Consider the following 8392-nt stretch of genomic DNA (forward strand, 5'->3'; position numbering starts at 1 on the left):
CTCTTACAGTTTTACGGCATTGGCCAAAGCCGGACGCGAAATGATGCAAGGTCGCAATGGTTCGCTGCTGACATTAAGCTATCTTGGCGCGGAACGCGTGTTGCCCAATTACAACGTGATGGGATTAGCCAAGGCCAGTCTCGAAGCGAATGTCCGTTACATGGCTTCCAATCTTGGGCCTGAAGGTACTCGAGTGAATGGTATTTCAGCTGGCCCTATACGCACACTTGCCGCGTCGGGCATTAAAGGTTTTCGTGCCATGCTGGATTATAATGAACAAAATACACCCTTACGTCGTAATGTAACGATTGAAGAAGTGGGTAATGCTGCAGCATTTTTATGTTCCGATTTGGCTTCGGGTATCACCGGCGAAATCACCTACGTGGATGCTGGGTATAACATTACCGGCATGGCGAGAATGGATACTCCGAGCGAGTAGTTAACCCATCTATATCTTCTCTTACCCCCCCTCTTTTTCAAGAGGGGGAGATAAGAGGAAACCTACAAGTGCTACAAATCAACCCAACTGACCTTGTTTATAAATAATTTAATTCGAGCCAGAAATTTTAGTCGCGTTATTTTAGTTTAAGAAAGTCACCTGATTGCGGCCACTCTCTTTCGATTGATAGAGCGCCCTGTCGGCCCGCATGAATATTTGCGTGGGTTTTTCATCTTTATGCATCATGGTTACACCAAAGCTTGCCGTAACCTTTTCACCGATACCTTTTATAGATAGCTGCTGCATGGTTTCACGTATCCGGTCTGCCAGTTTAACAGCGCCTTCCTGGGTTGTTTCGGGCATGACGATCATGAATTCTTCACCGCCAAATCGCGCCACAAAATCCGTGGCGCGCAAAGTATCCTGCATCACATCAGCAAATGTTTTAAGTACATCATCCCCTTTAAGATGCCCATAGGTATCATTAAACCTTTTAAAATGATCCAGGTCCGTCATTATTACGGCAAGGCTTTGCCCGTAACGACCTACCCGCTCCATCTCCATATCCATGCGTTCATCCAGGTATCGCCGATTAGCAATGCCTGTTAATGGATCGGTAAGCATCAGCTCTCGAATTTTAGACTCCTGCTCCTGCAATCGCCCATAAGCATTCTCCAGGTTCTCTTTCGCAGTTATCGCTTCTTCTTTGGCATAGATAGCCAGCAAGTGGGAATGCTCACGGTCTTTTACAAAATAGTGCAGAACAATGTAGATCAACACAAATCCTGCACCCATGTTCATGATGAAATAAAGTGTATTGATATGTTTGGGCATGGGGGCAACCATTTGCGATAGCGTATTATCAAATAATCCGGAGATTATGATTAATGCGATAAACGCCACCAACCAACGAAATGCCGATTTAATATCGGCAAAAAACATCGCAGCCAACGGCGTAAAGAATGCCCATACCATGACTACACTACCGTTGGCAAAACCACCCAGGCTGGCCTGCAGCAAGAACGGTAATAACAAAATTAACAACAGCTGGCTAAACCGAAAAAACTCAAATCGCCTGGTTTTAAAAAAATAAGCAATACTTAAAAAGGAAATAAAAGCGTAGCTAAGCGGAATTGCCCCTGAATAGGGATAACCTGACACAACATAAAGTGAACCCCAGAAAATGGCCAACAACGCGATACCGCCGGCGATGATGGTCAGTACTGCTTTTTTAAGCCTTACTTCACCAGAGTCATCCGGCAGATTGCCGGAATTGGCGAATTTCCAGAATATGCTATGCAAATAGTCGTTTTGCATTAATCACTACAACAATAATTTTCAGTAAAAACAAGTGCTTACAATACAGTCTTATGACCTGGTGTGCTTTGGGCTGTCAAACACGTTATCGTACAATTATCCCCGCACTTTATACTGATTTTTATTGTTTATAATGATTAATTGATAGAAATCAATTATGTATAAAAGCCATGGCTAGCAACCCAACTTAAGCTTTTAATATATCTTCTTCCCCTTCACTCTTACCAATAATGACCGCACCACAAGAGTCACTGAAAACGTTAACCGTAGTACGACACATATCGAGCACACGATCTACGGCGAGAATTAATCCTATGCCTTCGATGGGCAGGCCGATAGTGGCAAGTATTATAGATATGGCCACCAGGCTGGCTGCCGGGATACCGGCGACACCAATTGAGGTTAGCAAGGCTACCATGACGATCGTAAATTGTTCCACGAAACCCAGATCCAGACCATAAGCCTGAGCTATAAACATCGCAGCGACACATTCATAAAGTGCCGTACCATCCATATTAATCGTTGCCCCGAGCGGTAATACAAAACTGGATGTTTTATTGGATACGCCGGCATTTTTTTCAACACATTCGAGTGTGAGCGGTAATGTTGCTGATGATGATGAAGTAGAAAAGGCAGTAAGCAATGCCGGTGCCATTGCCTTGTAATGCCGAAGTGGATTGACGCGAGCGATAAATTTTAAAAGCAGCGGCATTACTACAAAGAAATGAATAGCAAGCGCGATAACGACACTACTAAAAAAATATGCCAGTGGTTCAAAGGCCTCGAAACCGGTGCTGGCAACGACCTTGGCCACCAGGGCAAACACACCGATGGGTGCAAACTTCATAACCCAGTCGGTAATCAACATCATGACGTTATAGACCGCGTCCCAAAAGTTATAAATTGTGGCAGCACCGGGATGTTCTATTTTCGTCATGAAATACCCGAACAACAAACTGAAAAAGATTAACCCCAACATTCGACCATCAGCCGCGGCCGCAACAATATTTGTTGGCACCATGCGCAAGAACACTTCCGCAATATCGCCTGCGCTTTTACCCTCCACTTTGGACTTAAGTTCTTCAACATCACCTGAAAGACCAATCATATCTTTAGCTGGCTGACCATCCACAATACCAGGTGACATGATATTTACTATGGTTAAGCCAATAAGAATTGCGATCAAACTGGTAGTCATATAATAAAGAATTGTTTTTCCGCCCATGCGCCCCAAACCATGGTGACCACTTATACCAGCAATACCAATAATGATGGATGACGCAATCAAAGGAACGATTAGCATTTTGAGCGCATTGAGAAATAATGTCCCTACAAATGCGTACAGGTCGTAAAACTTGAAGTTCCCAATCCCCATTTCCTGGCCCGTAATTGAGCCCGCAATAACGGCTAATACCAGTGCAATGATGATTTGCCAGTGGAGTTTTATTTTTGGCATAACCGGTCCCTTGTTTTTATTAAGAGTTATTTTAAATGCTATTTTTCTTGATGCTATTTATGGTCAAGCAATTCTGTCGACTGCCTTCTATTATAGCAATGGAAACAGCAAGTGCGCCTTATCTATACCTGGCAATTCAGAAATATTGAGCGCAGACCACACATAAGTCTGCAGGTGCAAACTCAGGAAAAGAGTTGGCGGGGCAAAAAGAGGATCTTACAAATTGTCGTCTTGAACGATAATGCTTGCACTATCTTTCAGGCTCTGCAAATAGCTGGTAAAAGCCGATTCACCGCGTATACCGGCAATATTTCGCTGCAATGTCTGACGCTTTGCTTCTTCCATGTTTTCGATATCACCATCGCGCACATTGCTAATTCCGATTACGGCATAGTCGCCGCTCGCTAACTCAACTCCGTCATAGCTGGTCTTGCCTTCTTCGGGTTTCGTTATTTTGAAAGCCTGTTGAACAACTTTGCTATCGATACTACGGTCAGTGCGCTTCAATGTGCCGGCTTGTTTCCATTCCACGTTAACGATTTTAGCTGCCGCCTCTGGCGTTGCTTCACCCTTAGCCAGCTGTTCGATGATATCCTTGCCCTGTTTTTTGGCGCGCTCACGGGCTTTTTCTTCAATGATTTGTTGCTTAACCTGAGCTTTTACTTCATCGAGGGATTTTAACTTGGAATCCTGATGATCTTTAATGCGAATTACCACCACATGATTCTCACCCATTTCAATGGGCTCACTATTATAGCCTTGTTTCAATACATCTTCGCTAAATGCAGCACTTGCTACTTTAGGATTCGACGCAATACCAGAACCACCATTGCGCGCAAATAACTCGGTAGTTTTAATGGGTAAATCTGTACCACCCGCGGCGTCTTCAAGACTATCAGGCACTTCGTAAGCCAAGTTTGTCAACTTTTCTGAAAGCTCAAAATATTTACGTTCAGCAATGCCCTGCTGAAATTCCGCAATTAATGTCGCCCTGACTTCTTCAAACGGCTTGGCTTTCTGTTCGCGAATTTCTTCAAGTTTGATAATGTGGTAACCAAAAGCACTTTTCACTGGCTCACTGACTTCACCCACCTTTAAATTAAACATGGCTTCCTCATAAAAAGGATCAAGCGATCCAGTACCAAAGAAACCTATATCTCCACCTAATTCTTTTGAACCTGGATCCTCTGAATACTCTTTGGCTAATTTTTCAAAATCAGCACCTTCCACGATTTGCTTATGCAAATCTTCTGCTTTTTTCTTTGCTGCCTGCGTCTGTTCTTCAGTGGCTCCAGCGTCAACATTAATGAGGATATGGCGTGTCCGACGCTCTTCCGGAATAACATATAAGCTGGCACGTTCGTCATAAAATTGCTTCAGCTCTTCTTCCGATGGCTGTTCATCAGTTGTCAGGTCTTTAACATTCAGTTCAATGTATTGAAGACTAACCATTTCTGGTGTCATGTAACGTTCATTATTTTTATCATAATATTGCTTGATGGCGTCTTCAGTGGCGTCTGCGTCCTGCTTGAAGCTATCTGCCTTTAATACCAGGTAACCGATGTCCCGAGTTTGTTCCTGTAGTTTTAACAGTTGATTAACATCGTGGCTGGTTACTACTGGTGTAATAGCGATACTGGAATTGAGCTGTCTTAACAGAAAGTCACGCTCTACCTGGTGCTCATAGCCAGCAGCCGAATAACCCTGGGAATTGAGAAGTTGTTTGTATAAATCGTTGGAGAATTTTCCGTTTTCCTGAAAAGCTTCATTTTCCTGAATAGTTTGTACTATGAAACTATCCGATATCCTGTACCCGGCATCGTTGGCAGCTTGTACCAGCACTTCACGGCTAATGATGCGCTCTAGCGCCTCTTTCTTGATTTGATCATCCATTAAGCTGGGGTCAAACTGGTCACCGAACATCTGACGCATACGATCACGCTGCGTTAAATATTCGCGCTGATATGCCTGTTGGGAAATTTCTTCGCCGTTGACATTGGCTATTACCAACGGTCCGCCGGTGCCGAAGTATTCATTAATACCCCAAAGGGCAAAAGGAATGATGAGTAAGATAACGATCGCCCAAGCGATCCAGCCTTGTACGCTTTCTCTTATATATCCGAGCATTTATCCTGGAGCCTGCCTTACCAATGAGAATTGAAGTAGTTTCAGTAAAAGAGTTGTTCAATTAGTATATAAAATAATATAAATAAAAGGCGTTCCTGGGGGGAACGCCTTTTTGCCATGCAAATGACTTGCAAAATGGCGGAGTGGACGGGACTCGAACCCGCGACCCCCGGCGTGACAGGCCGGTATTCTAACCAGCTGAACTACCACTCCGAACATTGGTGGGTGGTGTAGGGATCGAACCTACGACCCTCGCCTTGTAAGGGCGATGCTCTCCCAGCTGAGCTAACCACCCAGCGAAAGCGCGCTAGTTTACGGCATCCTTCAGCGCTTTTCCAGCCTTAAATGATGGATTTTTGGCGGCCGCAATTTCGATCGGTTCACCGGTTCTTGGATTCCGTCCGGTGCGCGCCGCACGTTCGCGAACTAAAAATGTTCCAAATCCCACTAAAGAAACCTGATCTCCCTTGCTGAGTGCATCGGAAATGGCGTTGATGAAACCGTCAACCGCCCGACCTGCAGCAGCTTTCGAAATATCTGCACTTTCAGCTACAGCTTCCACTAAATCTTGTTTATTCACTCAAGAATACCTCTCGTTTTGGTTTTTATAGATTGCCCCGATCTCGAAAAAATAGTGCGTACTACGATAACAATAATACTTTCAGTACCTTATGAAATTTACCACAGATTTACCCAGTGGTAGCAGGCTCGGCAATACAGAAATCAATGCCTGTTGAAAACGGACAGGCTTTATACCAATGGCTTGCTTATGGGTCAAGCAACGGCCTGTACCATTGGTACGTGAATTTTCACGACACTCGATAGTTGTGGAGTATAAATGAAAAAGTGATTGCTTATGCTCTTAGAAGTGGTCTTATTTGTAAAGCGCAAAAACCAAAATCCAGTGGTTTTTGCGCGATATTTTTTACCAATCTTTGGATATTTATTGAGCTTAGTGCGTTCTGATCGATTTATCCGTATCTTCAGAGGCTTTTTGCTCTACGGTAACACCCATTTTTTCACTACCAGGTAGCGGCTCTGGCATTTTGGTCAACGCGACTTCGAGCACTTCATCTACCCAGCGAACCGTACGAATTTCAAGACTCTCTTTGATATTGTCAGGAATTTCTGTCAAGTCTCTACTGTTTTCTTCGGGAATCAACACGGTCTTGATACCGCCGCGATGTGCCGCCAGGAGTTTCTCTTTCAATCCACCAATGGGTAATACTTCACCTCGCAAGGTGATCTCACCCGTCATGGCCACATCGGATCGAACAGGAATTCCAGTGAGTACCGACACGATCGCAGTACACATAGCAATACCCGCACTGGGGCCGTCTTTGGGTACTGCACCCTCGGGAACGTGTATGTGGATATCATTGTTTTCGTAAAATTCTGCCGACTCGATTCCCAACATCCCGGCACGACTACGCACCACACTCATTGCCGCTTGCACAGATTCTTTCATGACATCGCCAAGCTGACCGGTAATGACATGTTTGCCTTTACCCGCCACGATAACCGCTTCAATAGATAGCAAGTCACCGCCTACTTCCGTCCAGGCCAGTCCAGTAACCTGGCCTAACTGATCTTTCTCTTCAGCACGACCAAAGCGGAAACGCTTAACTCCTAAATACTCTTCAAGATTCTCATCCGTCACATCAATGTGATGGGTATCTTTTCCACTCTCTTCCAGTAAAATATTTTTCACTACTTTACGACAGATTTTGGAAATTTCTCGCTCGAGGTTACGTACACCAGCTTCGCGCGTGTAATAGCGAATGATATCGCGAAGCGCTCCTTCGTTAATATCCAGCTCTTCGTCTTTCAATCCGTTAGCTTTAATTTGCTTTTTAATGAGATAACGCTGTGCGATGTTCACTTTCTCATCTTCGGTGTAACCAGAGAGACGAATCACTTCCATACGATCCAGCAATGGACCAGGAATATTCATAGTGTTAGCTGTTGCGACAAACATTACATCTGACAAGTCATATTCTACTTCCAGGTAATGGTCACCAAAGGTATTGTTCTGTTCCGGATCCAGTACTTCCAGCAACGCTGATGCAGGATCACCGCGAAAATCCATGGCCATCTTGTCAATTTCGTCCAACAGAAACAATGGGTTGCGTGTACCAACCTTAGTCAGGTTTTGAATAATTTTGCCTGGCATGGAGCCTATATAAGTACGACGATGACCGCGGATTTCCGCTTCATCACGAACACCGCCCAAAGACATGCGGATAAACTTACGATTAGTGGCTCGTGCGACGGATTTACCCAATGAGGTTTTACCTACACCCGGCGGTCCAACCAGACACAAGATCGGGCTTTTGGCTTTTTTCGCACGTTGCTGTACGGCCAAATATTCGAGAATGCGTTCTTTGACTTTTTCCAAACCATAATGATCGGCTTCCAGCACCTCTTCGGCTTTAGCCAAATCATTGCGAACTTTGGAGCGTTTTTTCCACGGCACACTGACAATCCAGTCAATATAGTTGCGCACAACAGTCGCCTCGGCCGACATCGGCGACATCATCTTTAACTTGTTAAGTTCAGCCTCAGCTTTTCCCTTCGCTTCTTTGGACATACCAGCGTCCTCGATCTTTTTAGCCAGGTCATCAATTTCATTGTGCCCTTCATCAAGATCACCTAACTCTTTTTGAATGGCTTTCATTTGCTCATTCAAATAATACTCACGCTGGCTTTTTTCCATCTGACGTTTAACACGACCGCGAATACGTTTCTCAACCTGTAGTAAATCAATCTCTGCTTCCATTAATCCAATGAGATGTTCGAGACGTTCGCGAAGACTGACAATTTCCAGAATTTTTTGTTTCTCTTCGATCTTTAATGACATGTGCGCCGCGATAGTATCAGCCAGCCGGCCGGGCTCATCGATACTTGAGAGAGACGAAAGAATTTCCGGGGGGACTTTTTTACTCAGTTTGACATACTGGTCAAACTGCGCCATCACCGAACGCATCAACACTTCAGCTTCGCGCTCATCAAGTTGGAGAGAATCGCTGGACTCAACCTTGCTAATTTGCGCC

Annotated in this window: 6 protein-coding genes and 2 tRNA genes; 1 reads left to right on the top strand and 7 read right to left on the bottom strand. The window is 44.6% G+C overall.

The features are described 5' to 3' along the window. The coding region (locus ACWVCM_RS06780; RefSeq protein WP_455200970.1) for an enoyl-ACP reductase FabI at positions 1–439 on the top strand (439 nt) is incomplete at its 5' end. A gap of 141 nt (positions 440–580) precedes the next feature. Here the strand turns inward: ACWVCM_RS06780 and ACWVCM_RS06785 are convergent. From ACWVCM_RS06785 to lon, 7 genes are all read right to left on the bottom strand, one after another. After that, entirely contained in the window at positions 581–1756 is a 1176-nt protein-coding gene (locus ACWVCM_RS06785; RefSeq protein ID WP_455200971.1) for a GGDEF domain-containing protein, read from the bottom strand. 187 nt (positions 1757–1943) lie between these two features. Next, positions 1944–3212, bottom strand: a complete 1269-nt coding sequence (locus ACWVCM_RS06790; RefSeq protein ID WP_455200972.1) for a dicarboxylate/amino acid:cation symporter — start codon at positions 3210–3212, stop codon at positions 1944–1946. 216 nt (positions 3213–3428) lie between these two features. Continuing rightward, positions 3429–5339, bottom strand: coding sequence for a SurA N-terminal domain-containing protein (locus ACWVCM_RS06795; protein WP_455200973.1), 1911 nt, complete (start codon positions 5337–5339; stop codon positions 3429–3431). A gap of 136 nt (positions 5340–5475) precedes the next feature. Next, positions 5476–5552, bottom strand: a tRNA-Asp gene (locus ACWVCM_RS06800). 6 nt (positions 5553–5558) lie between these two features. After that, positions 5559–5634, bottom strand: a tRNA-Val gene (locus tag ACWVCM_RS06805). A gap of 12 nt (positions 5635–5646) precedes the next feature. Then, positions 5647–5919 carry an HU family DNA-binding protein gene (locus tag ACWVCM_RS06810; protein ID WP_455200974.1) on the bottom strand — a complete coding sequence of 91 codons (273 nt, stop codon included), beginning with the start codon at positions 5917–5919 and terminating at the stop codon, positions 5647–5649. A 372-nt stretch (positions 5920–6291) separates the two neighbouring features. Then, positions 6292–8392 (bottom strand): endopeptidase La (gene lon / locus ACWVCM_RS06815; RefSeq protein ID WP_455200975.1); only part of this gene is annotated, 2101 nt, incomplete at its 5' end.

Source organism: Kaarinaea lacus (assembly GCF_975902315.1).

What these genes read in the sequence shown, in the direction of transcription:
- ACWVCM_RS06785 (WP_455200971.1), bottom strand. Translation starts at nt 1,756, where the DNA reads ATGCAAAACGACTATTTGCATAGCATATTCTGGAAATTCGCCAATTCC.
- ACWVCM_RS06790 (WP_455200972.1), bottom strand. Translation starts at nt 3,212, where the DNA reads ATGCCAAAAATAAAACTCCACTGGCAAATCATCATTGCACTGGTATTA.
- ACWVCM_RS06795 (WP_455200973.1), bottom strand. Translation starts at nt 5,339, where the DNA reads ATGCTCGGATATATAAGAGAAAGCGTACAAGGCTGGATCGCTTGGGCG.